Source organism: Variovorax sp. Root434 (genome assembly GCF_001426595.1).
In the GTDB taxonomy this organism is placed as follows: Bacteria; Pseudomonadota; Gammaproteobacteria; order Burkholderiales; family Burkholderiaceae_C; genus Variovorax.
In genome coordinates, this window is sequence record NZ_LMEK01000022.1 from 308864 (window position 1) to 330698 (window position 21835).

At 68.4% G+C, this 21835-nt stretch carries 21 protein-coding genes; 14 read left to right on the top strand and 7 right to left on the bottom strand.

The window, feature by feature from the left end; genetic code table 11:
* Window positions 1–16 precede the first annotated feature (16 nt).
* The gene (locus tag ASD05_RS18940; RefSeq protein ID WP_056595492.1) at window positions 17–856 is read left to right on the top strand and encodes an alpha/beta hydrolase family protein; all 840 of its coding nucleotides are present in this window, start codon (window positions 17–19) and stop codon (window positions 854–856) included.
* 108 nt (window positions 857–964) lie between these two features.
* Entirely contained in the window at window positions 965–1990 is a 1026-nt protein-coding gene (locus ASD05_RS18945; RefSeq protein ID WP_162248896.1) for a serine hydrolase domain-containing protein, read from the top strand.
* A 31-nt stretch (window positions 1991–2021) separates the two neighbouring features.
* Here the strand turns inward: ASD05_RS18945 and ASD05_RS18950 are convergent, their stop codons facing one another.
* On the bottom strand, window positions 2022–3200 hold the full coding sequence (locus ASD05_RS18950; RefSeq protein WP_056595499.1) for an acetyl-CoA C-acetyltransferase: 1179 nt from the start codon (window positions 3198–3200) through the stop codon (window positions 2022–2024).
* Window positions 3201–3232: 32 nt separating this feature from the next.
* Window positions 3233–4015: an SDR family NAD(P)-dependent oxidoreductase gene (locus ASD05_RS18955; protein WP_056595502.1), complete on the bottom strand. Its 783-nt coding sequence runs from the start codon at window positions 4013–4015 to the stop codon at window positions 3233–3235.
* A gap of 102 nt (window positions 4016–4117) precedes the next feature.
* Here ASD05_RS18955 and ASD05_RS18960 point away from each other — a divergent pair, with 102 nt between their 5' ends.
* From ASD05_RS18960 to ASD05_RS18980, 4 genes are all read left to right on the top strand, one after another.
* Window positions 4118–6787 (top strand): LuxR C-terminal-related transcriptional regulator, encoded by a 2670-nt coding sequence (locus ASD05_RS18960; RefSeq protein ID WP_056595505.1) that lies wholly within the window; start codon window positions 4118–4120, stop codon window positions 6785–6787.
* Between the two features lie 209 nt (window positions 6788–6996).
* On the top strand, window positions 6997–7803 hold the full coding sequence (locus ASD05_RS18965; RefSeq protein ID WP_056595508.1) for an AP2 domain-containing protein: 807 nt from the start codon (window positions 6997–6999) through the stop codon (window positions 7801–7803).
* Window positions 7804–7964: 161 nt separating this feature from the next.
* The gene (locus ASD05_RS18975) at window positions 7965–8753 is read left to right on the top strand and encodes an AP2 domain-containing protein (RefSeq protein WP_235508034.1); all 789 of its coding nucleotides are present in this window, start codon (window positions 7965–7967) and stop codon (window positions 8751–8753) included.
* Window positions 8754–8826: 73 nt separating this feature from the next.
* Window positions 8827–9204, top strand: coding sequence for a hypothetical protein (locus tag ASD05_RS18980; RefSeq protein WP_056595518.1), 378 nt, complete (start codon window positions 8827–8829; stop codon window positions 9202–9204).
* A 9-nt stretch (window positions 9205–9213) separates the two neighbouring features.
* Here the strand turns inward: ASD05_RS18980 and ASD05_RS18985 are convergent, their stop codons facing one another.
* Window positions 9214–10362 (bottom strand): acyl-CoA dehydrogenase family protein, encoded by a 1149-nt coding sequence (locus tag ASD05_RS18985; protein ID WP_056595521.1) that lies wholly within the window; start codon window positions 10360–10362, stop codon window positions 9214–9216.
* Window positions 10363–10395: 33 nt separating this feature from the next.
* Window positions 10396–11508: a CaiB/BaiF CoA transferase family protein gene (locus ASD05_RS18990; protein ID WP_056595525.1), complete on the bottom strand. Its 1113-nt coding sequence runs from the start codon at window positions 11506–11508 to the stop codon at window positions 10396–10398.
* Between the two features lie 257 nt (window positions 11509–11765).
* Between ASD05_RS18990 and ASD05_RS18995 the strand changes: the two genes are divergently transcribed.
* Entirely contained in the window at window positions 11766–12002 is a 237-nt protein-coding gene (locus ASD05_RS18995) for a hypothetical protein (RefSeq protein ID WP_056595528.1), read from the top strand.
* Window positions 12003–12011: 9 nt separating this feature from the next.
* Here ASD05_RS18995 and ASD05_RS19000 read toward each other — a convergent pair whose 3' ends face one another.
* The 3 genes from ASD05_RS19000 to ruvB all read right to left on the bottom strand — a co-directional run bounded on the left by ASD05_RS19000 (window position 12012) and on the right by ruvB (window position 15124).
* Window positions 12012–12881, bottom strand: coding sequence for a UDP-2,3-diacylglucosamine diphosphatase (locus ASD05_RS19000; protein ID WP_056595531.1), 870 nt, complete (start codon window positions 12879–12881; stop codon window positions 12012–12014).
* A gap of 203 nt (window positions 12882–13084) precedes the next feature.
* Window positions 13085–14053 carry a CDF family Co(II)/Ni(II) efflux transporter DmeF gene (gene dmeF / locus ASD05_RS19005; RefSeq protein ID WP_056595534.1) on the bottom strand — a complete coding sequence of 323 codons (969 nt, stop codon included), beginning with the start codon at window positions 14051–14053 and terminating at the stop codon, window positions 13085–13087.
* A 6-nt stretch (window positions 14054–14059) separates the two neighbouring features.
* The gene (gene ruvB / locus ASD05_RS19010; protein ID WP_056595537.1) at window positions 14060–15124 is read right to left on the bottom strand and encodes a Holliday junction branch migration DNA helicase RuvB; all 1065 of its coding nucleotides are present in this window, start codon (window positions 15122–15124) and stop codon (window positions 14060–14062) included.
* A 99-nt stretch (window positions 15125–15223) separates the two neighbouring features.
* On the opposite strand from ruvB, the gene ASD05_RS19015 reads away from it, so the two are divergent.
* The 7 genes from ASD05_RS19015 to ASD05_RS19045 are packed head-to-tail and all read left to right on the top strand — an operon-like array spanning window position 15224 to window position 21687.
* Complete coding sequence (locus tag ASD05_RS19015; RefSeq protein ID WP_056595540.1) at window positions 15224–15841, top strand: CDP-alcohol phosphatidyltransferase family protein; 618 nt, start codon at window positions 15224–15226, stop codon at window positions 15839–15841.
* 32 nt (window positions 15842–15873) lie between these two features.
* Window positions 15874–17640, top strand: coding sequence for a bifunctional alpha/beta hydrolase/class I SAM-dependent methyltransferase (locus ASD05_RS19020; protein WP_056595544.1), 1767 nt, complete (start codon window positions 15874–15876; stop codon window positions 17638–17640).
* Window positions 17637–18986, top strand: coding sequence for a phosphatase PAP2/dual specificity phosphatase family protein (locus tag ASD05_RS19025; protein ID WP_056595547.1), 1350 nt, complete (start codon window positions 17637–17639; stop codon window positions 18984–18986). Before ASD05_RS19020 ends, ASD05_RS19025 begins: the two co-directional genes overlap by 4 nt.
* Window positions 18976–19422, top strand: a complete 447-nt coding sequence (locus ASD05_RS19030; RefSeq protein WP_056595551.1) for a hypothetical protein — start codon at window positions 18976–18978, stop codon at window positions 19420–19422. The genes ASD05_RS19025 and ASD05_RS19030 overlap by 11 nt, the downstream gene beginning before the upstream one ends.
* Before the next feature lie 44 nt (window positions 19423–19466).
* Window positions 19467–20144: a lysophospholipid acyltransferase family protein gene (locus ASD05_RS19035; protein WP_056595915.1), complete on the top strand. Its 678-nt coding sequence runs from the start codon at window positions 19467–19469 to the stop codon at window positions 20142–20144.
* Window positions 20141–21097 (top strand): phosphatidate cytidylyltransferase, encoded by a 957-nt coding sequence (locus ASD05_RS19040; protein ID WP_007827976.1) that lies wholly within the window; start codon window positions 20141–20143, stop codon window positions 21095–21097. The genes ASD05_RS19035 and ASD05_RS19040 overlap by 4 nt, the downstream gene beginning before the upstream one ends.
* Window positions 21094–21687 (top strand): YdeI/OmpD-associated family protein, encoded by a 594-nt coding sequence (locus ASD05_RS19045; protein ID WP_056595918.1) that lies wholly within the window; start codon window positions 21094–21096, stop codon window positions 21685–21687. Before ASD05_RS19040 ends, ASD05_RS19045 begins: the two co-directional genes overlap by 4 nt.
* Window positions 21688–21835: the final 148 nt, after the last annotated feature.

The following is a 21835-nucleotide window of genomic DNA, read 5'->3' on the forward strand; positions in this document are numbered from 1 at the left end:
AGGGACGTGCACGCCAATGAAAAAGCTCATTCTCCTTGCCGCCTCGCTCGCCTTCGCCGCGGCATCCTGCTGGGCACAGGAGCGCAGCACGGTTCGCGTGCTCACGCCCTTCATTGAAGCCGGTGCGCCCGTCACGCTGGAGATGGTGATCTACAAGCCCGAAGGCGCGGGGCCCTTTCCCACGGTGGTGTTCAACCACGGCTCCACCGGCATGGGCAACAAGCCGGCGCTGTTCAAGGACACCTGGGCGCCCGAGCGCCTCGCCAGGTGGTTCACGCAGCGAGGCTGGCTTGTGGCTTTTCCCCAGCGGCGCGGACGTGGCCAGTCGGACGGGCTGTATGACGAAGGCTTCACCCCCAAGCGCGAGCACTACAGTTGCGACCCGGCCCTGTCGCTGGCCGGCTCCGACCACGCGCTTGCCGATGTCGACGCCGCCGTCGCATCGCTGCAGAAGAACCCCGACGTGGACACAAAGCGCATGGAGATCGCCGGCCACTCGCGCGGCGGCATCCTCGCGATCGCCTATGCCGGCACCCGACCCGGCGTGTTCCAGGGCGCAATCAATTTCGTCGGCGGCTGGATGAGCGACCAGTGCCCCAATGACACCGCGGATGCGATCAACCCCGTGAGCTTCATGCATGGCGCTGCCTTTCCCCGTCCCACGCTCTGGCTGTATGGCGAGAAAGACAGCTTCTATGCGATGGCGCACAGCCGGAAGAATTTCGAAGCCTTCACGGCAGCTGGCGGCAAGGGCACCTTCGAGACCTATGCGCTGGAGCCCGGCACGAACGGGCACATGCTGATCGTGCAGCAAGGGCTGTGGGGTCCGGCGGTCGAGGCGTATCTTGCGAAGTGATCGCAGCACCCGGATCACCGCGGAACCCGATCATGACGATTGGGTGCTGATCAAAGCTGTCAATGCCATCTAATCAGAGCCGCATGCGACATGCGAGCGGAACCGCGAATGAATTCCATCACTTTGACAACACTCGAAGACCGGCTGCGGCCCCTGATGGAAGCCGCAGGCATCCCGGGTGTGTCGATGGCCGTGCTGCGCCACGGAAAAGTAGACGCGCTGGCCGCCCTCGGGGTCAGGAACACGCTCGACAACGCACCCGTCAACACGCAGACCGTATTCCAGGCCGCGTCGCTCACCAAGCCGATCGTGGCCTACGCCGCACTGCAGCTGGTGGACGCCGGCGAACTGACGCTAGACGAATCGCTGGCGCACTTCGTTCCGACGGTGCTGCCGGGCGATGCTGCCTTCGCGGCCATTACCGCGCGTCATCTGCTTACGCACACCTGCGGCCTGCCCAACCTGAGAGCGAAGAACCAGCCACTGCAAGTCCACTTCCAGCCCGGCGAGTGGTTCAGCTATTCCAGCGTCGGCTTCAACCATCTTCAATCTGTCATGACGGCGATCACCGGCGAGCCGCTCGAGGCAACGATGCGGCAACTGGTGTTCGATCCGCTGGGCATGCGGTCGTCGAGCCTCGAACAGCCGGCCAGCCTCCAGGACAACCTCGCTGCCCCGCACGAAGGCGAAGCATCCGTGGACGTGCCGCGCTACCCAGCCAGCGCCTCTTTTTCGCTGCACACGACGGCAGCCGACTACGGCGCCTTTCTCGGCGCAGTGCTGCGCGGCGAGCGGCTGAAGGAAGCCACCCACCGCGCATGGCTGACCTGCCATGCGCATGTACCCAAGGAGAGCGCGGAGCGCCTGCGCGGCGCGCCCACGGAAACCGAACTGGATCCCGAGGTAGGTTGGGGTCTCGGCTGGGGGCTGGAGCCGAACCACGGCACCTTCTTCCAATGGGGGAAGATGGATGGCACCCGTGCGTTCGCCATGGGCAGCGTGGCAGAACAGTCGGCCGTCGTGCTGTTCGCCAACAGCAACAAGGGGCTACGGTTGATGCGCGAGGCCGCAGCGTGCGCCCTGCCCGGCGTGCATCCCGCCATTCGATGGCTCGACGCATGCGTGTCCGAATGAATCGCTGACGGGCGACGCGCTCGCACCAAGCTCACAACCGCTCGACAATGGTCACATTGGCCATCCCGCCGCCTTCGCACATCGTCTGCAGGCCGTAGCGCTTGCCGCGCTGGCCCAGCGCGTGAACCAGCGTGGTCATCAGCTTGGTGCCCGACGCGCCGAGCGGATGGCCCAGCGCGATCGCGCCGCCGTTCACGTTCAGCCGGGCCGGGTCGGCGTCCAGCACCTGCAGCCAGGCCAGCGGCACCGGCGCGAAGGCCTCGTTGACTTCGTACAGGTCGATGTCGTCGATCTTCATGCCCGCCTTCTTCAGCGCGCGCTGCGTGGCGGGTAGCGGCGCCTCCAGCATGATGACCGGGTCGTGGCCCATCACGCTCATGTGATGGATGCGCGCCAGCGGCTCCACGCCCAGCGTCTTCAGGCCGTTCTCGTTCACGACCATCAGGCCGCTCGCGCTGTCGCAGATCTGGCTGGCGGTGGCCGCCGTGCAGCGCCCGCCTTCGGCGATGAGCTTGACGGCCGCGATGCTCTCCAGCGTGGCGTCGTAGCGGATGCCTTCGTCGGTGGCGTGCTGCTCGCCGGTCTCGGAACCGTCGGCCAGTCGCACCGCCACGGGCACGATCTCCCGCTCGAAGTGGCCGGCCCGGGTGGCCGCGATGGCGCGCCGGTGGCTTTCGAGCCCATAGCGGTCGAGCTCGTCTTTCTCGATGCCGTAGTTCCTGGCGATCATCTCGGCGCCGGTGAACTGGCTGAACTGGACGTCGGGGTAGCGCTTCTGCATCGAAGGGCTCACGTAGAAGCCCAGGCCGTTCTTCAGCGGCAGCGTGGTGGGCAGGCCCATCGGCACGCGCGTCATGCTTTCCACGCCGGCGGCGATGACGATGTCCATGCTGCCCGACATCACGGCCTGCGCCGCGAAATGCAGCGCCTGCTGCGACGAGCCGCACTGCCGGTCGACCGAGGTGGCCGGCACCGACTCCGGCAAGCGCGAGGCCAGCACCGCGTTGCGCGCGATGTTCGATGCCTGCTCGCCGGCCTGGCCGACGCACCCCATGATGACGTCCTCGACCAGCGCGGGGTCGGCACCGGTGCGCGCCACCAGCGCATCGAGCACCTGAGCGGCGAGGTCGGCCGGGTGCCAGCCGGCAAGGCGGCCGTTGCGGCGGCCTCCGGCGGTGCGGGCGGCGGCGACGATGAATGCTTCGGGCATGGGGTTCTCCTGTGTTCGCAAGATGGTTCGGGTCAGCGCGGCGCCATGCGAATGGCCCCATCGAGCCGCACGCTCTCGCCGTTGAAATAGCCGTTGGTGATCATCAGCTCCGCCAGCGTCGCGTACTCCGCCGGCTTGCCCAGCCGCTTGGGAAACGGCACCGACGCCGCCAGCGCGGCCTTCACGTTGTCGGGTGCGCCCTGCAGCAGCGGCGTGTCGAAAATGCCCGGCAGGATGGTGTTCACGCGGATGCCCTCGCCCATGAGGTCGCGCGCGATGGGCAGCGTCATGCCGACGATGCCGGCCTTCGATGCGGTGTAGGCGGCCTGTCCCATCTGCCCGTCCTGCGCGGCCACCGAGGCGGTGTTGACGATGGCACCGCGCTCGCCGTCTTCCAGCATGTCGAGCGTGAGCATGCCGGCCGCCGACTTGGCGATGCAGCGGAAGGTGCCAACGAGGTTGATCTGGATGATGCGGTCGAAGTTCGCGAGCGGAAAGTGCTTGATCTCGCCCGTCGTCTTGTCGCGGCTCGCGGTCTTCACCGCATTGCCGGTGCCGGCGCAGTTGACGAGCAAGCGCTCCTGGCCGTGTGCCGCGCGCGCCTTGGCGAACGCCGCGTCGATTTGCTCTTCGGAGGTGACGTCGACCTTGCAGAACACGCCGCCCAGTTCCTTCGCCAGGGCCTCGCCCTGTTCGGCGTTGAGGTCGAACAGCGCGACCTTCACGCCATGGCCGGCAAGGCGGCGCGCGGTGGCGGCGCCGAGGCCCGAGGCACCGCCGGTGACGACGGCGGCAATGCTGGAATCGAGTTGCATCTCTGGGTGTCCTTGAGGTGTCTTTTCGGGTTTGTCCCCCGCCAGTTTAGGAAGCAGAATCGACCGCACACATCGTCGGAAACGACGGGATTTCGCCTCCGCATGCAGTCCCCCACACCCCGGATTCTCGAAACCAAGCTCAACCCGCCGGCCTTCGTCGCCACGCAGGTGCAGCGCACAGCCATCGGCGAGGAGATCGCTGCGGCGGCCGTGAAGCTGGTGCTCGTGCGGGCGCCGGCCGGCTTCGGCAAAACGACGGCCATGGCGCAGATCCGTGAGCGCAGGGAGGCGCAGGGCGTGGCCACGGCATGGCTCACGCTGGACCGCGCCGACAACGACGTCTCGCGCTTTCTCCACTGCCTGGCCGAAGCCGTACAGCGCATGGGCGTGGAAGAGCCGCGCGCCAACGCGCCCTTCGATGCGGTGGCCGCACTGGCCGCGCACGACTCGCCTTTCACGCTGTTCCTCGACGACTTCGAAAGGGTGCAGGAGCCGGCGGTGCTGGGCGTGGTGCGCGAGATGGTCGAGCACCTGCCGCGCGGCGGGCAGATCGTGATCGGCTCGCGCAGCCTGCCCGACCTGGGCCTGGGGCGGCTGCGCGCGCGCGGCCAGCTGATGGAGATCGACACCGACCGCCTGCGCTTCAGCCTCGAGGAGACCAGCGCCTTCTTCGGCCTGCGCCGGCCCCGTGCGGCCCAGGCGCTGCCGGCCGAGACGCTGTCGCAGCTGCACCGCAAGACCGAAGGCTGGGTGGCCGCGATCTGGCTCGCGTCGATGGCGTTGGAGCGGCATGGCACCGGCGCCGGTTTTGTCGAACGCTTCTCGGGCTCGGACCGCGCCGTTGCCGACTACCTGGCCGAAGACGTGCTCGCGAACCAGCCGCAGGACATCCGCGACTTCTTGCTGCGCACCAGCATCCTGCGGCAACTCGATGCATCGGTGTGCCAGACGCTGTGCCCGCGCGTGGACTGCGCAGCCATCCTCGAACGGCTGGCCGCGTCGAACCTGTTCCTCACGCCCGTGAGCGGCGACGGCGGTGCATGGCGCTATCACAGCCTGTTTGCCGACTTCCTGCGCGCGCAGCTGGCGCGCGAACTGCCTGGCGAGCTGGAGCGCCTGCACCTCGCGGCCTCGGGCTGGTACGAGTCGCACGACCGCCCTGTGCCCGCCATCGATCACGCGATCGAAGGCGGCGACCATCCGTATGCGCTGACCCTGCTCGACAGCTACGCGACGCAATTCCTGGAGCAGGGCCGCATGCGCATGCTGGCACGCTGGTTCTCTGCCATTCCCGAACACCAGCTGCGCGAGCATCCGTTCCTGCAGCCCATCTCGCTGTGGGCCACCTGCTTCACGCACGGCCCGTGGGACGCGATGCGGCAGCTCGAAAAGTCGGGCTGCCTCGACAGCCCCATTGCCGAGGTACGTGCAAGCGCCCACACGCTGGTGCCCCTGCTGCTGGCGATGCAGGACCGCCACGACGAAGCCTATGAAGCGGGCCGCCAGAGCCTGGCGCGCCTGCCCACCGGCCTGGCCTTCGCCGACAGCGTGCTGCTCAACGCCATGGCTCACATCCTGGCCGTGCGCGGCGACCCGCACGAGGCACGGCGCCTGCTCGACGCCGCGCGGCGCGAGCAGGGCAACAGCACCTTCAACCGCATGTACACCGAGTCGCTGGCCGGCCTGTTCGACCTGCAGGAAGGCCGCTTGCGGCAGGCCACCGCGCGGCTGCGCATGGCGGTCGATTCCACGCATGCGGTGTCGTACAACCACAGCCATGGCAATGCATGGGCGGGCGTGCTGTACGCGGGCGCCGTGTACGAGACCAACCAGCTGGTGCAGGCCGAGCATCTGTTGAACGTGTACCTGCCGCTGGCGCGCGACGTGGGCCTGCCTGACCACATGATCCTGAGCCACGTGATGCGCTCGCGGCTCGCGTTCCATGCGGGCGACATCGACACCGCGTTCCAGGCGCTGACCGAGCTCGAATACCTGGGCCACCACCGCCAGCTGCCGCGCGTGGTGGCGGGCGCGAAGCTGGAGCGCTCGCGCATGCTGCTTCTGCAGGGCAACGGTCCCGCATCGCGCGACGAACTGCTGCGCGCCGACGACCCCGCGCTGTGGGACAGCGAGCGGCGGCAGCGCCTGCCTGCGCACGACCTCGACTACCTCGCGCTGGCAAAGGCCCGCTGGGAAATCGCCTTCGGCGATGCGCGCGCGGCACTGGGCGCGCTCGACGCGGAACTGCATGCGGCGCTGGCCTCGGCCCGCAACCGGCGCGCGCTCAAGCTCAGGGTGCTGCGCGCGCTGGCGCTGCAACGCATCGGCGATGCGGCCGCCGCGATCGAGCAGATCGGCGAGGTGCTGCAGGCGGCGAGCCAGGAAGGATTCATGCGGCTGATCCTCGACGAAGGCCCGGTGGTGGGCACGCTGTTGCACCGGTATGCGGCGGCCATGCAGGAGAGCACGCGCGGCAGCAGCGATCCGATACTCGCCGATCACCTGCAACGGCTGCTGCAGGCGGCCGGGCCGGCCGGCAGTGGCGAGGTGGAAGCACCCGCGGCCGATGCGATGAAGGAGCCGCTGACCCGCAAGGAGATCCGCGTGCTGCAGCTGCTGGCCGAAGGGTACTCGAACAACGCGATGGCGGAAAAGCTGTTCGTGTCGGACAGCACGGTGCGCACGCACCTGCGCAACATCAACATGAAGCTCGATGCGAAGAGCCGGACGCAGGCGGTGGCGATTGCGCGCAAGCTCGGGGTGATCCGCTAGGCGGACACTGCCCGTCCGTCGCCGCCGTTTTGCAGGGCCGGCAACCTTGTCCAGCATGACTCACGCCGGCGCCCCCGATTACTACCGATTCCGGTGATTCCCCGGCCATTGGCCAATCCCTAGGATTCCTCCAGAGGTCAGAGTCTTCCAACTGCCGCGACGGCAGGCAACAGATAGCGAGTAAGGGAGCGGCGAAAGCCGGAGCCACCATGCCCAAAGGAACCCCGAATCCTGCCGCCATGTACGGCATCTATCGCCGTGCCTGGGGCTTCGAGGTGTCGATCGTGCGCAACGGCACGCGCTACTACAAGCAGTTCGGCCGCGCCAGCTACGGCAGCGAGGAGCAGGCGCTGCTGCAGGCGCAGGACTGGCGCGACGGCATCGTGCGCAGCGTGCCGCCGGTGCCGCGGCGCACCCGGGCCGAGAAGCTGCGGATCAACAACACCACCGGCGTGTCCGGCGTCTTCCGCCAGGTCGCCTCGGACGGCAGGGTGCGGGCCTGGGTCGCCAAGACCTACATCGGGCACGACGAGATCCTGCGCACCGACTTTCCGGTGAACGCGGTGGGTGAGGCCGCGCAGGAGTTGGCCGTCGAGGAGCGGACACGGCAGCTGGAGCGCATGGCCGGGCTGGCCAGGCTGCATCCGGCCGAGGAAACGATCCGCAAGAGCCCGCCGGCCTTTCCCGCCGGGCTGCTGTCGCCCAAGCGCTCGAAGTCCGAGATCAAGCGCAGCACCAATTCCAGCGGCGTGAGTGGCGTGCATTTCAAGGTGCCCAACCCCGGCCATCCGGGTTACTGGCTCGCCATCACCTACACCACGGGCAAGGGCAGCGTGAGCAAGGCTTTCTCCATCAAGGAGCACGGCCCCGAGAAGGCCAAGCTGCTGGCCATCGAGGAGCGCGAGCGCCAGCTCGAGCAGAAGCTGATGCCTGATACCGGCACGCTCGCCCCTTCCCGCCGGCGGGAGGCCAGCCGGCACGGCCAGGCGGCCGTCGAGACGAGGCCGCAGCAGTGATGAGGCCCTTTTACTGCATTGTCCCGTGCATGACTGCCTCCGCGGAGTTGTCATTGCGCTTCGGCCAAAATAGCTGCGAAATGCGTGCGCCAAGGAGCGGCAGGCAACTCGGGGAGTCCATCGGAATCAGCACCGCTGAGAGCAGCAGCATCACGTCGAGAATGCCCAAAGGAATCCCCAATCCGGCAGCCATGTACGGCATTTACTCCAGGCCCTGGGGTTTCGAAGTTTCCATCGTACGCAACGGTGTTCGCCACCACAGGCTGTTCGGCAAGGCCAGCTATGGCGGCGCGGAGCAGGCGTTGCTCCATGCGCAGGACTGGCGCGACTTCATCGTGCGCAACGTGCCGCCACAGGCGCGCCGCGTGCGGGCCGAGAAGCGCCGCGCCAACAACAGCACCGGCGTGCCGGGCGTGTTCCACCACCTGGCACCGGGCGGCCGCGTGCGGGCGTGGATGGCCAAGACCTACATCGCGCCGGACGAAATCCTTCGCACCGACTTCCCCGTCGCGGAGCTGGGCGACGCCGCGCAGGCGCTGGCCGTCCAGGAGCGCGCGCAGCAGCTCAAGCGCATGACGGGGCTGGCGCGCATACACCCGGCCGAGGAGGCGATCCGCATGGGGCTGTCGGCCCATGCGCCCGGGCCGCGCACGGCCAAGCGCTCGAAGTCGGAGATCACCCGGCGCAACAACACCAGCGGCGTGAGTGGTGTCCACTTCAAGGCGCCCAAGCCGAGCCATCCCGGCTACTGGCTGGCCATCACCTACACAACGGGCAAGGGCAGCGTGAGCAAGGCGTTCTCGGTGAAGGTGCACGGCACCGACGTGGCCAAGAGCCTGGCCATCGCCGAGCGGGAGCGCCAGCTCGCCGACAAGCAGCGCACCGAGGAAGCCGCAGCGAGTGCGGCCTCGCAGCGCACGGCCTCCGGCGCGAAACGGGCCGGCGGATGAGAGTCCTGCAAGAAAACGTCTTCGCGGAAGCGGCGAAGACCGGTAGCAGCCGCATGCACGGAGCGGCCCGCCCATGAAATACAAGCAGCTTCACCGCTTGCTGCGCGTGGCCTCGCACCTGCTGGACCAGGCCGCGGCGGATGTGCGGACGACCGATCTCGGTCCCGTGGACGAGAACATCCAGCGCATCGGCCGCGCACTGATCGAGGTGATCGAGGTGCAGCGAAAGATCTACACCGCGCAGCCCGAGCTGCAGCCCGGGTCGCTGGCCGCTTCGCCGCGCGAGAACGATGCCAACCGGCTCTTCACCCAGTTCACGCTGGAAGCGCTGGAGCTGGAAGACGCGGGCCATCCCGATGCGGCGCGCGAGAAGTACACGCAGTTCATCGGCCTCTCGCCGTCGTACCACCACCGCGAAATTGCGCGGGCGGAGATCCGGCGGCTGTCCTGAACGCGCTGGTCACAGCGCCCTCGAAATCACCTCCTTCATGATCTCGTTGGTGCCGCCGTAGATGCGCTGCACCCGCGCGTCGGCGTACATGCGCGCCACCATATATTCGTTCATGAAGCCGTAGCCGCCGAACAGCTGCAGGCACTCGTCGATCACGCGGCCCTGCGCCTCCGAGCCCCAGAGCTTGGCCATCGAGGCGGTGGCGGTGTCGAGCCTGCCGGCCACGAGGTCTTCCACGCAGCGGTCGATGAAGGCGCGGCCCACCTTGATCTGCGTGGCGATCTCGGCCAGCTTGAACCGGGTGTTCTGGAACTCGGCAATCGGCTTGCCGAAGGCCTTGCGGTCGCGCACGTAGTCCAGCGTGGCCTGGTAGGCGCCTTCCATGGTGGCCAACGCGCTCAGGCCGATGATGGTGCGCTCGTACGGCAGGTCGCCCATGAGCTGGAAGAAGCCCTGCCCTTCCACGCCGCCCAGCAGGGCGTCGGCACCCACGCGCACGTCGTCGAAGAAGAGCTCCGAGGTGTCCTGCGCCTTCATGCCGATCTTGTCGAGCACGCGGCCCACGCGAAAGCCCTGGCAGCCCTCGGTCTCGACGATGAGGATCGACGTGCCCTTGGCGCCCTGCGACGGATCGGTCTTGCACACCACCAGCACCACGCCGGCAAGGAAGCCGTTGGTGATGAAGGTCTTGGAGCCGTTGATGAGGTAGCCGCCGTCCGTCTTCCCGGCGCGGGTGCGCACGCCCTGCAGGTCGGAGCCTGCGCCGGGGTCGGTCATGGCGATGGCGCCGACCAGCTCGCCGCGCGCCATGCGCGGCAGGTAGCTGCGCTTCTGCGCCTCGGTGCCGTGGTTGAGGAAGTAGTGCGCCACGATGCTGTGCACCGAGGTCGCCATGCCGGTGAGCGCGCGGCGCGACATCTCCTCGTAGAACACGGCTTCATGGCGAAAGTCGCCGCCGGCGCCGCCGTATTGCTCGGGAATGTCCGCGCACAGCAAGCCGAGCGCGCCGGCCTTGCGCCAGACCTCGTGGCCCACGTGGCCGCGCCTGCGGGCTTCCTCGTCGTGCGGGAGCACTTCGGTTTCGATGAAGCGCACCACGTTGTCGCGGTACAGCTCCAGGTCTTCATCGCTCCAGGAGCGGCGGAAATCGATGGCCATGTCGCCTTTCTTCGTTGTCGTCGGCTTGCTTCGTCAGGAAGCGCACAGCGGTGCGATGGCGTGGGCCGCCACGCCCCAGCGGCGCAGCACGGTCTCGCCGTCGTCGCGCGCGGCGGCCGGCGGCACGACCGGCGCGGTGCGGCTGAAGCGCGGCGCGGGCGCGGGCTGCATCACGCCGCCCACGTTGGCGAAGGTGCCGCGCGCCACGTTGTGCGGATGCTCGGGGGCCTCGTCCCAGTCGAGCACGGGCGCGAAGCAGGCATCGCTGCCTTCGAGCAGCACGCACCATTCGTCGCGCGTGCGGGTGCGGAACAGGTCGGCCATGCGCAGCTTGAGCAGCGGCCAGCGGTCGGCGTCCATCTGCGCGTCGAAGGCGGGGTCGTCGCCGATGCCGCAGCGCTCGCGCAGGAGCGCGTAGAACTGCGGCTCGATGGCGCCCACGGCCACGTACCTGCCGTCGGCGCAGGCGTAGGTGTCGTAGAAATGCGCGCCGCCGTCGAGCATGTTCTCGCCGCGCTGGTTGCTCCAGCGGCCGGCCGACTTGAGGCCGTACATCATGGCCGACAGCAGCGCCGCGCCATCGGTCATGGCGGCATCGACCACCTGCCCTTGCCCCGACTGCTTCGCCTCGTGCAGCGCGGCGAGGATGCCGAAGGCCAGCAGCATCGCGCCGCCGCCGAAGTCGCCCACGTAGTTGAGCGGCGGCACGGGCGGCTCGCCCGCGCGGCCGATGGCATGCAGTGCGCCGCTGATGGCGATGTAGTTGATGTCGTGCCCCGCGGCATGCGCCAGCGGGCCGTGCTGGCCCCAGCCGGTCATGCGGCCGTAGACCAGGCGCGGGTTGCGCGCGTGGCACGGCGCGGGGCCGAGGCCCAGCCGCTCCATGACGCCGGGGCGGAAACCTTCGATGAGCACGTCGGCCTTCTCGACGGCATCGAGCACGGATTGCGCCGCGCCTTCCGCGCGCAGGTCGGCCTGCAGCGTGCTGCGGCCGCGCGCGAGGATGTCGTGCGCATCGGGCTGCGTGCCCGGACGCGCGATGCGGATCACCTCCGCGCCCATGTCGGCAAACAGCATCGCGCAGAACGGCCCGGGGCCGATGCCCGCCATCTCGATGACCCGCAACCCCTGCAGTGGACCCGCCATGCCTCGTCTCCTTCGGCTCCGCGCGGAACGAACGCCTGCCGTGTAGCGCCATCTTGGCGCGCAGGCGCCCTGCAGGCATCGTCGGAAGCGACGAATGCGCACGCGACGAGCCGCGCTTCGTGTCAATCCTTAGCGAAGACTTTTGTTTTCATTTATTCGGGATAGTCCGATGGTCCGGCGCGCAGGCCGATGTTTCAATTCGTACGGGAGTCGTTCCGGGCGTCACAGAAAGTGCGCCCCCTTCGAAGGAAGCAACCTTGAGCTCTGTCATTCCCGGCTTCTCGCACGCCAGCGTCGAACGGCTGTGCGACTACGAACTGCCCGAACCGCCGGCCCCTGCGCTGCGGGAAGCGGCGGAGCCCCCTGGGCCCGAGAACCTCGCCCTGGCCTGGTGGCTGTGGATGGACGAACTGGGCAAGAGCATGTTCAGGCACTACGACGCCTGGCGCGACCAGCTCGGTCACACGGCGAACGGCCCGGCGCGCAAAGGCTGAGCGCGTCGTTCAGGCCGCGACGGCTTCGCGCTGCGGCACGGCCTTCGCCGGCACGGGCATGTGCTTCGCCCAGTCGATGATTTCCAGCGTTCCGTCGGCATGCTCGGCCAGCGCCGTCAGGCTCTCGACCCAGTCGCCGTCGTTGCAGTAGAGGATGCCGTCGATGTCGCGCATCTCGGCGTGGTGGATGTGGCCGCAGACCACGCCCTGCGCGCCGCGCTTGCGGGCTTCGCGGGCCACGGCGTTCTCGAAGTCGCCCACGTAGCTCACCGCGCGCTTGACCTTGCCCTTGAGGTACTTCGAGAGCGACCAGTACGGCAGCCCCATGCGCGCGCGCAGCGAGTTGAGGTGGCGGTTGAGCTTGAGCGTGAACTCGTAGAGCGAATCGCCCACGTAGGCAAGCCACTTGGCGCACTGGATCACGCCGTCGAACAGGTCGCCGTGGATGATCCACAGCTTTCGGCCGTCGGCGGTTTCATGAATCCATTCCTCGGCCACGTCGATGCCGCCGAAGTTGTGGTGCAGGTACTTGCGCGCGAATTCGTCGTGGTTGCCCGGGATGAAGATCACGCGCGTGCCCTTGCGCGCCTTGCGCAGCAGCTTCTGGATCACGTCGTTGTGCGCCTGCGGCCAGTACCAGTGCCGCTTGAGTTGCCAGCCGTCGATGATGTCGCCGACCAGGAACAGGGTCTCGCACTCGGTGTGCTTCAGGAAGTCGAGCAGCGCACGCGCCTGGCAGCCGGGCGTGCCCAGGTGCAGGTCGGAGATCCACAGGGTGCGGAATTGCAGGGGTGGACGAGCGCGATCGTCGTCCTCCGGGTCGAGGGCCCGGGTCGCGGTGTCGCGCCATGCGCGGAGGAAAGCGTCGTCGCGTTGCATGGACGGGTAGGCTCCCACCGCGGCGTGACCGCATGATGGCGCTGCCGTGACATTCCGGTGACGCGTGGCCGGACGTTGACTTCGCATTTCTCCCCTCCCCCGCTGGGGGAGGGCCGGGGTGGGGGCAAGCGGCGCCACCACCGGGCACGCTCTGCCTGCCCCCATCCCAACCTTCCCCCGAAAGGGGAAGGAGTAAGACCTGCTCAATCCACGCAGCGCTGGATTTCGACCGTCGAGTGGCGGATTTCCTCGTGCATCGAGAAGCAGGCGCGCACCTCGTCGGCCGTCAGCGTCATCGAATGCGTCACCACCGTCAGCGCGCAGGCATACGCGTCGCGCCCCACGCGCCACACATGCAGATCGGCCACGCGCGTCTCCGAATCGGCCAGCATCGTCTCGACGCCTTCGCGGATTTCTTCGGTGACGGGGTGGTCCATCTCGCGGTCGAGCAGCACCTTGCCGGTTTGCTTCAGCAGCCCCTTGGCCCAGACCGCCACCAGCACCGCGCCGACGATGCCCATCGCCGGGTCGAGCCAGGCCCAGCCGTAGAACCAGCCGCCGAGCAGCGCCGCGATGGCCAGCACCGAAGTGGCGGCATCGGCCACGACGTGGATGTAGGCGGAGCGCAGGTTCAGGTCGTGGCCGTGATCGCCGTGTGCATGGTCGTGGTCGTGGTCATGCCCATGTCCGTGGTCGTGCCCGTGATGATGGTGGTGATGCGCCCCGCCCAGCAGCCGCGCGCAGACCAGGTTGACCACCAGCCCCAGCACCGCCACCGAAATGGCTTCGGGGTAGTGGATCGCCGAAGGCGACCACAGCCGCTCCAGCGAGCCCACCACCATCAGCGCCGCGATGCCCAGCAGCACCAGCGCACTCGCGAAGCCGCCGAGCACCTCGATCTTCCAGGTGCCGAAGGCAAAGCGCGGGTCACGCGCATAACGCCGAGCGGCTGCATACGCAAACGCGCTCAGCCCGATGGCCAGCGCATGCGAGCTCATGTGCCAGCCATCGGCCAGCAGCGCCATCGAGTTGAACCACCAGCCGGCACCGATCTCGACCACCATCATCACGGCGGTGATCCACATCACGAGGCGCGTGCTGCGCTCGGCCGAAGCGGTGTCGGCGCCGAAATGATGGTCGTGCTGCCAGGCACTCAGGTCATGGGTGTGCATATGTCTTCAGACTCCAAACAGGTCTTGTCCGTCAGAACGGCCCGAAGGCGGCGCCACGCCCAGGTGCCGGTACGCGGCCAGCGTGGCGATGCGCCCGCGCGGCGTGCGCTGCAGGTAGCCCTGCTGGATGAGGTAGGGCTCGATCACGTCCTCGATGGTGTCGCGCTCCTCGCCGATGCTGGCCGCGACGTTGTCGAGCCCCACCGGGCCGCCATCGAAACGATGGATCACGGCTTCGAGCAGCTTGCGGTCCATCAGGTCGAAGCCCTGCGGGTCGACGTCGAGCATGGCGAGCGCCCTGTGCGCGATGTCTTCGGTGATGCGGCCATTGCCCTTCACATCCGCGTAGTCGCGCACGCGGCGCAGCAGCCGGTTGGCGATGCGGGGTGTGCCGCGCGAGCGGCGCGCGATCTCGAAGCCGCCGGCCGCGTCGGTCTCGACCTTGAGCAGGCCGGCGCTGCGATGCACGATGAGCGCCAGCTCTTCGGGCGTGTAGAACTCCAGCCGCGCGACGATGCCGAAGCGGTCGCGCAGCGGGTTGGTCAGCATGCCGGCGCGCGTGGTGGCGCCCACCAGCGTGAAGGGCTGCAGGTCGAGCTTGATGCTGCGCGCCGCGGGGCCCTCGCCGATCATGATGTCGATCTGGTAGTCCTCCAGCGCGGGGTACAGGATTTCCTCGACGACCGGGCTCAGCCGGTGGATCTCGTCGATGAAGAGCACGTCGTTCGGCTCGAGGTTGGTCAGCAGGGCCGCCAGGTCCTTGGGCTTCTCGAGCACCGGGCCCGAGGTCTGGCGCAGGTTCACGCCGAGCTCCGCCGCGATGATGTGCGACAGCGTGGTCTTGCCCAGGCCGGGCGGGCCGAACAGCAGCACGTGGTCGAGCGCCTCCTGGCGTTTGCGCGCAGCGCCGATGAAGATCTCGAGCTGCTCGCGCACCTTGGCCTGGCCGACGTACTCGTCGAGCAGCTTCGGGCGCAGGGCCCGTTCGATCGCCTCTTCGTTGGGCGAAGCGGGGGCAGCGGACACCACGCGTTGGGGGGCGGGCGCGAAGTCGTCGGTCTGGATGGTCATTGCGAGGGGGTTCTTCGAAGGCGAGTTTAGTGCCTGCCACACTGGCAGAATGCTCCGGCCGTGTATCCGGCCATATAACAAGCGAGGGGAAGCCAGCACGTGTCGATCTACGAACTGAAGCCGCGTTTCCAGGCCCTGCTGCGGCCGCTGGTGGTCCGCCTGCATGCGATGGGCGTCACCGCCAACCAGGTCACGCTGGCGGCATGCGTGGTGTCGGTCGCGCTCGGGCTCTGGCTGTTCTTCGCGGCGCCTTCTCTGCGCGCCTTCGCGCTCATTCCGCTGTGGATGTTCCTGCGCATGGCCTTCAACGCCATCGACGGCATGCTGGCGCGCGAGCACAACCAGCAGAGCAGGCTGGGCGCCTTTCTCAATGAACTGACCGACGTGGTCTCCGACGCCGCGCTCTACCTGCCCTTTGCGCTGGTGGCGCCGTTCAGCCCGTTCTGGGTCGGCGCGGTGATCGTGCTGGCCGGGCTGAGCGAATTCGCCGGCGCGCTGGGCCCCACGGTGGGCGCCTCGCGCCGCTACGACGGCCCGCTGGGCAAGAGCGACCGGGCCTTCGTGTTCGGCGCGCTCGGCCTCTACGTGGCGCTGGGCTGGCCGCTGCCTGGCTGGACGGCCTGGCTGATGCCGCTGCTGGCCGCGCTGGTGGCCTGGACCACCGTCAACCGCATCCGCCGCGCGCTGGCCGAGGCCGACGCGGCCGACCGCCACTGAACAAGACAAGAACCAAGGATCACAGGGATTCAATGAACGACACCACTCCACGCATTGCCGCCGAGCATCACTTCCAGACGCACGACGGCGAATCGCTCTTCTACCGCCACTGGCCGGCCACCGGCGCCACGCGGCGCGGCGCCATCGTGCTGTTTCACCGCGGCCATGAGCACGGTGCGCGCATGGCGCACCTGGTCGACGAGCTCAACCTGCCCGACTTCGACTTCTTCGCCTGGGACGCGCGTGGCCACGGCCGCTCGCCCGGGCAGCGCGGCTACAGCCCCAGCTTCGGCACCTCGGTGCGCGATGTGCAGACCTTCGTGCAGCACATCGGCAGCGCGCACGGCGTGCCTGAGCAGGACATCCACGTCGTCGCGCAGAGCGTGGGCGCGGTGCTGATCGCCACCTGGGCGCACGACTACGCACCCAAGGTGCGCGGCCTCACGCTCGCCTCGCCGGCCTTCAAGGTGAAGCTGTATGTGCCGTTCGCGCGCGCCGGGCTCGGGCTGATGCACAAGCTGCGCGGCCTGTTCTTCGTCAACAGCTACGTGAAGGCGAAGTTCCTCACGCATGACCCGGAACGCATCGCGAGCTACGAGAGCGATCCGCTGATTTCCCGCCCCATCGCGGTCAACATCCTGTTGGGCCTGTACGAGGCGGCCGACCGCGTGGTGGCCGACGCCAACGCGATCACGCTGCCGGTGCAGCTGCTGATCTCGGGCGCCGACTGGGTGGTGCACCACAAGCCGCAGCACCAGTTCTTCGAGCGCCTGGGCAGCGCGGTCAAAACCAAGACCGAGCTGCCGGGCTTCTTCCACGACACGCTGGGCGAGAAAGACCGGGCGCCGGCGGTGGCGTCGATCCGCGAATTCATCCTGCAGCGCTTCGATGAGCTGGCCGTGCCGGTCGACCGCCGCGAGGCGCACCTGAGCGGCGACACGGCCGACGAGTCGCGCGCGCTGGCCGAGCCGCTGTCGCCCCTGTCGCCCCGCGGCGCCTACTGGGCCATGACCCGCGCCGGGCTGAAGCTGGGCGGCACGATGTCCGAAGGCATCAAGCTCGGCCACGCCACCGGCTTCGACTCGGGCAGCACGCTCGACTACGTGTACCGCAACCACCCGCAGGGCAGCTCGGCCATCGGCCGCTCCATCGACAACACCTACCTGAACTCCATCGGCTGGCGCGGCATCCGCCAGCGCAAGATCCACGTCGAGGAGCTGATCCGCATCGCCATGGAGCGCCTGGCCGAAATGCACCGCGAAGTGCGCGTGATGGACATCGCCGCGGGCCATGGCCGCTACGTGCTCGATGCGGTGCTCGCAAGCCCCGTGAAGGCCAGCTCGATCCTGCTGCGCGACTACAGCGACATCAACGTGCGCGACGGCCGCGCACTCATCGCCGAGAAGGGCCTGGAAGACGTCGCGCAGTTCGTGCAGGCCGACGCCTTCGACCGCATGAGCCTCGCCACCGTGGCGCCGCGCCCCACGCTGGCCGTGGTGTCGGGCCTGTACGAGCTGTTCCCCGACAACGAGATGGTGCGTCGCTCGCTCGCGGGCGTGGGCGATGCGGTGGAAGACCGCGGCTACCTCGTCTACACCGGGCAACCCTGGCACCCGCAGCTCGAGATGATCGCGCGCGCCCTCACCAGCCACCGCCAGGGCGAAGCCTGGGTGATGCGCCGCCGCACGCAGCACGAGATGGACCAGCTGGTGGAGGAAGCGGGCTTCCGCAAGATCGACCAGCGGGTCGACGAGTGGGGCATCTTCACGGTGTCGCTGGCGGTGCGCGTCGCGCAATGACCGCCCCTGCGGCACGACGGCCCTGGAAGCGCGCGGCCGCATGGCTGGTGTTCTTGGGGCCGCTGTTCTATGCGACCTATGGCCTCGCCAACTGGTGGGCGACCACGCGGGCGAACGTGCCGTCGATGGCTTTCGAGTGGGAGCGGCAGGTGCCGTTCTGGCCGTGGACGATCTTTCCGTACTGGACGATCAACGTGTTCTACGCGCTGTCGCTGTTCCTCGCGCACAGCCGGCACACGCTGGACCGGCATGCGCTGCGGCTGGTGACTGCCACGCTCATCGCCTGCAGTTGCTTCATCGTCTGGCCGCTGCACTTCAGCTTCGGGCAGCCGCCGGTCGAGGGGGCACCGGCCTTCCTGTTCAATGCGCTGCGCGGCTTCGACCAGCCGTTCAACCAGGCGCCCTCGCTGCACATCGCGCTGGCGGTGATCCTGTGGGACTGGTACCGCCAGTTCATTCGGCCCCTGTGGGCGCGGCTGGTGCTGCACCTGTGGGCCTTCGCCATCTGCGCCTCGGTGCTCACGACGTGGCAGCACCACTTCATCGACATTCCGACCGGCGCACTGCTTGGGTTGTTCTGCGTGTGGCTGTGGCCGCTGGAGCGCGTGGTGTCGATGCCACGCGCATGGCGCTGCACGCGGGACGCCCAGCGCTGGAAGCTGGCGGGGTTCTATGCGGCCGGCGCGGCGCTGTTCCTGGCTGCCGCGCTGCGTGGCGGCGGCGTCGCGCTGTGGCTCGCATGGCCGGCCGCATCGCTCGCGCTGGTGGCACTGAACTACGCCGGCTTCGGCGCACGCGGCTTTCAAATGAACGGCCATGGCCGCATGGGCTGGGCAGCGCGCTGGATGCTGGCGCCCTACCGGCTCGGCGCCGCCGTCAACGCCTGGCTCTGGACGCGCAGGCTGCCGGCCTCGGTCGAGGTGGTGCCCGGCCTGCGGCTCGGCCGCCGCCCGACGCACGCCGAATGGCTGGCCGCCGGGCAGCCCCGGCTGGTGAGCCTGTGCGCCGAGCTGCAGATGCCGGCCGGCGTGCCGCATGCGCGCTGCGTGCCGTTGCTCGACCTGACGGTGCCGCCCACCGTGCGCCTGCAGCGCGCGGCGGCCGTCATCGAAGGCCAGCGGCGCAGTGCGGATGGTGCGACAGTGTGGGTCTGCTGCGCGCTCGGCTTCTCGCGCAGCGCGGCCGCGGCGATCGCCTGGCTGGGCCGCTACGGCGCGGCCGGCGGTGTCGCCCAGGCCGAAGACGCGGTGCGCCGCGCACGGCCGCAGATCGTGCTGCGAGGTGCGTGGCGCCTGTCGCTGGAGCCCTTCAAGCCTTTGCCGGAGGTGCCGCCCCATGACCGATGACAACGAACGAACCACCTGCGCCGCGCTGGCGGGCCTGCTGCGCGCCATCGCGCTGCTGGCCCTCTGGGGCTTCGCGCTCACCTGCATCTCTGCGCTGGTGCTCGCGCTGACGCTGCGCTCGCTCTCGACCACTGCCACCATGGGCTTCGGCGCGGTCGTGATCCTCGGCGCGCTGGAGCGCTACTTCGCGTTCCGGCTGCGCTTCGACGAGGCACTGTTCGACGGCCTCGCGCGCGGCAGCGTCGCCTCGCTCGATGCGCTCGACCGCGCGCTCTCGGCCCTCGGGCTGCGCGAGCCGCCGCCGTCGCAGCACGCCCCCCGCCCGCTCGACGACCGCGTGCAGGGCACCCGCCAGCTCATGCAGCGCCACGCCATCGTGGTGGCCTGCCAGAGCGCCCTGTTCCTACTTGCCTTGATGACACAGGACTTGTCTTGACCACAGAAGAAAACAAGAACAACGACAACACTCCCGACAGCACCGTGCTGCGGCGCGGCCTCGCCGTCGTGGCCGGCAAGCTCATCATCGGCGCGGCCGGGCTGCTGACGGGGGTGCGCGCCATCTGGTCGGGCACCACGCCGAAGGCCGAGCAGACGCTGTACTTCGCCAACCACACGAGCCACGGCGACTTCGTGCTGCTGTGGGCCACGCTGCCGCCCGACCTGCGCGGACTCACGCGGCCGGTGGCGGGGCAGGATTATTGGGAAGCCTCGAAGCTGCGCAATTTCATCGGCAAGGACGTGTTCAACGCGCTGATGATCCGGCGCGACGGCTCGGGCCAGGGTGGCAACCCGGTCGACCAGATGAAGGAGGCGCTGGAGGGCGGCGACTCGCTCATCATGTTCCCCGAGGGCACGCGCAACACGGGCGAAGACATCCTGCTGCCGCTGAAAAGCGGGCTGTTCCACCTGGCGCGCGCCTGTCCCCACGTGCGGCTGGTGCCGGTGTGGATCGAGAACCTGAAGCGCGTGCTGCCCAAGGGCGTGCTGGTGCCGATTCCGCTGGCCTGCACGGTGCGCTTCGGCACGCCGATCACGCTGGCGGAAGATGAAGACAAGGTGTCGTTCCTGGCCCGCGCGCGCGCGGCAATGCTCGACCTGCGACCAGAATACGATCGCGTCGAACTCAACGGCCGGCAAGACGGAGGGACGGCCGCATGATCGAGCTCTCTCCTTTCGCGTGGACCACGCTCAGGCTCTTCGGTGGCGTCTTCGGCGTGCTGGTGCTGGCCTCGTCCATCGGCGCGCTTCTCAAGTGGCGGGTGGCGAGCGGCCAGCCGCATTCGGTGATCGACAACCTCAACTCGCGCGTCAATGCGTGGTGGGTGATGGTGGCGGTGATCGGCATTGCCTTCGCCTTCGGCAAGGGCGGCGTGATCGTGCTGTTCTACCTGATCTCGTTCTATGCGCTGCGCGAGTTCATCAGCCTGGCCTACACGCGGCGCGGCGACCACGCGGCGATCGCGCTGGCTTTCTTCGTCGCGCTGCCGGGGCAGTACTTCCTGATCTGGATCGACTGGTACGGGCTGTATTCGATCTACATCCCGGTCTATGCCTTCCTGCTGCTGCCCATCCTGGCGGCGATGGGTGGCGACACGCAGCGCTTCCTGGAGCGCACCTCGAAGATCCAGTGGGGGCTGATGGTGTGCGTGTTCTGCATCAGCCACGTGCCCGCGCTGCTCACGTTGCAGATTCCGGGCTTCGAGGGCCGCAACCTGCTGCTGATCGCCTTCCTCGTGATCGTGGTGCAGGGCAGCGACGTGCTGCAGTACGTGTGGGGCAAGCTGTTCGGCAGGCGCAAGGTGGCGCCCGAGCTGTCGCCCTCCAAGACCTGGGAAGGCCTGGTCGGCGGCGTGGCGAGCGCCACCGCGCTGGGTGCGGCGCTCTACTGGGCCACGCCGTTCAACCCGTGGCAGGCGGCGCTGATGGCGCTCACCATCTGTTTGATGGGCTTCTTCGGCGGCCTCGTGATGTCGGCCATCAAGCGCGACCGCGGCGTGAAGGACTGGGGTTCGATGATCGAGGGCCACGGCGGCATGCTCGACCGGCTCGACTCGGTGATCTTCGCGGCACCGATCTACTTTCACGCGTTGCGCTACTGGTGGGTGCCGTGAGCAAGGCGGAAGAGCGTGTTGCGCACGACACGCCCGTGGAGTGCACCAATGCCGCCTCGTGGGCGCGCTGGCTCAAGCGCCACCATGCCACCGCCGCCGGCGTGTGGCTGCGCATCGCGAAGAAAGACAGCGGCCTCGCCTCCATCGACCACCCCACCGCACTGGAAGAAGCGCTGTGCTGGGGCTGGATCGACGGCCAGCGCAAGAGCGAGGACGCGCAGTACTTCCTGCAGCGCTTCACGCCTCGCACCAAGCGCAGCATCTGGTCGCAGATCAACCGCGCCAAGGTGCTGAAGCTCATCGAGGAAGGCCGCATGCAGCCGGCCGGCCATGCCGAGATCGAACGCGCGAAGGCCGACGGCCGCTGGGACGCGGCCTATGAGGGCGTCAGCGCGGCGACGGTGCCGCCCGACCTGCAGGCCGCGCTCGATACGAACAAGAAGGCCGCGAAGTTCTTCGCCACGCTCGATTCGCGCAACCGCTTCGCAGTGCTGTTCCGTACGCAGGGCGCGAAGAAGCCCGAGACGCGGGCGCGGCGCATTGCGCAGTTCGTGGAGATGCTGGCCAAGGGCGAGAAGATCCATCCCTGAGTGTTTTGGCGTGTGCTTGATTCAGGGGGCGTGCGAATGGCACCGGGTACTCCCCTCCGCGAATGTCCCCCGGCCTGCGGCCTCCTCCTTTATTTCGCTGCGGGGAGCACCCGGTGCCATTCGCACACGGACGCTCTGCTTATGCCGG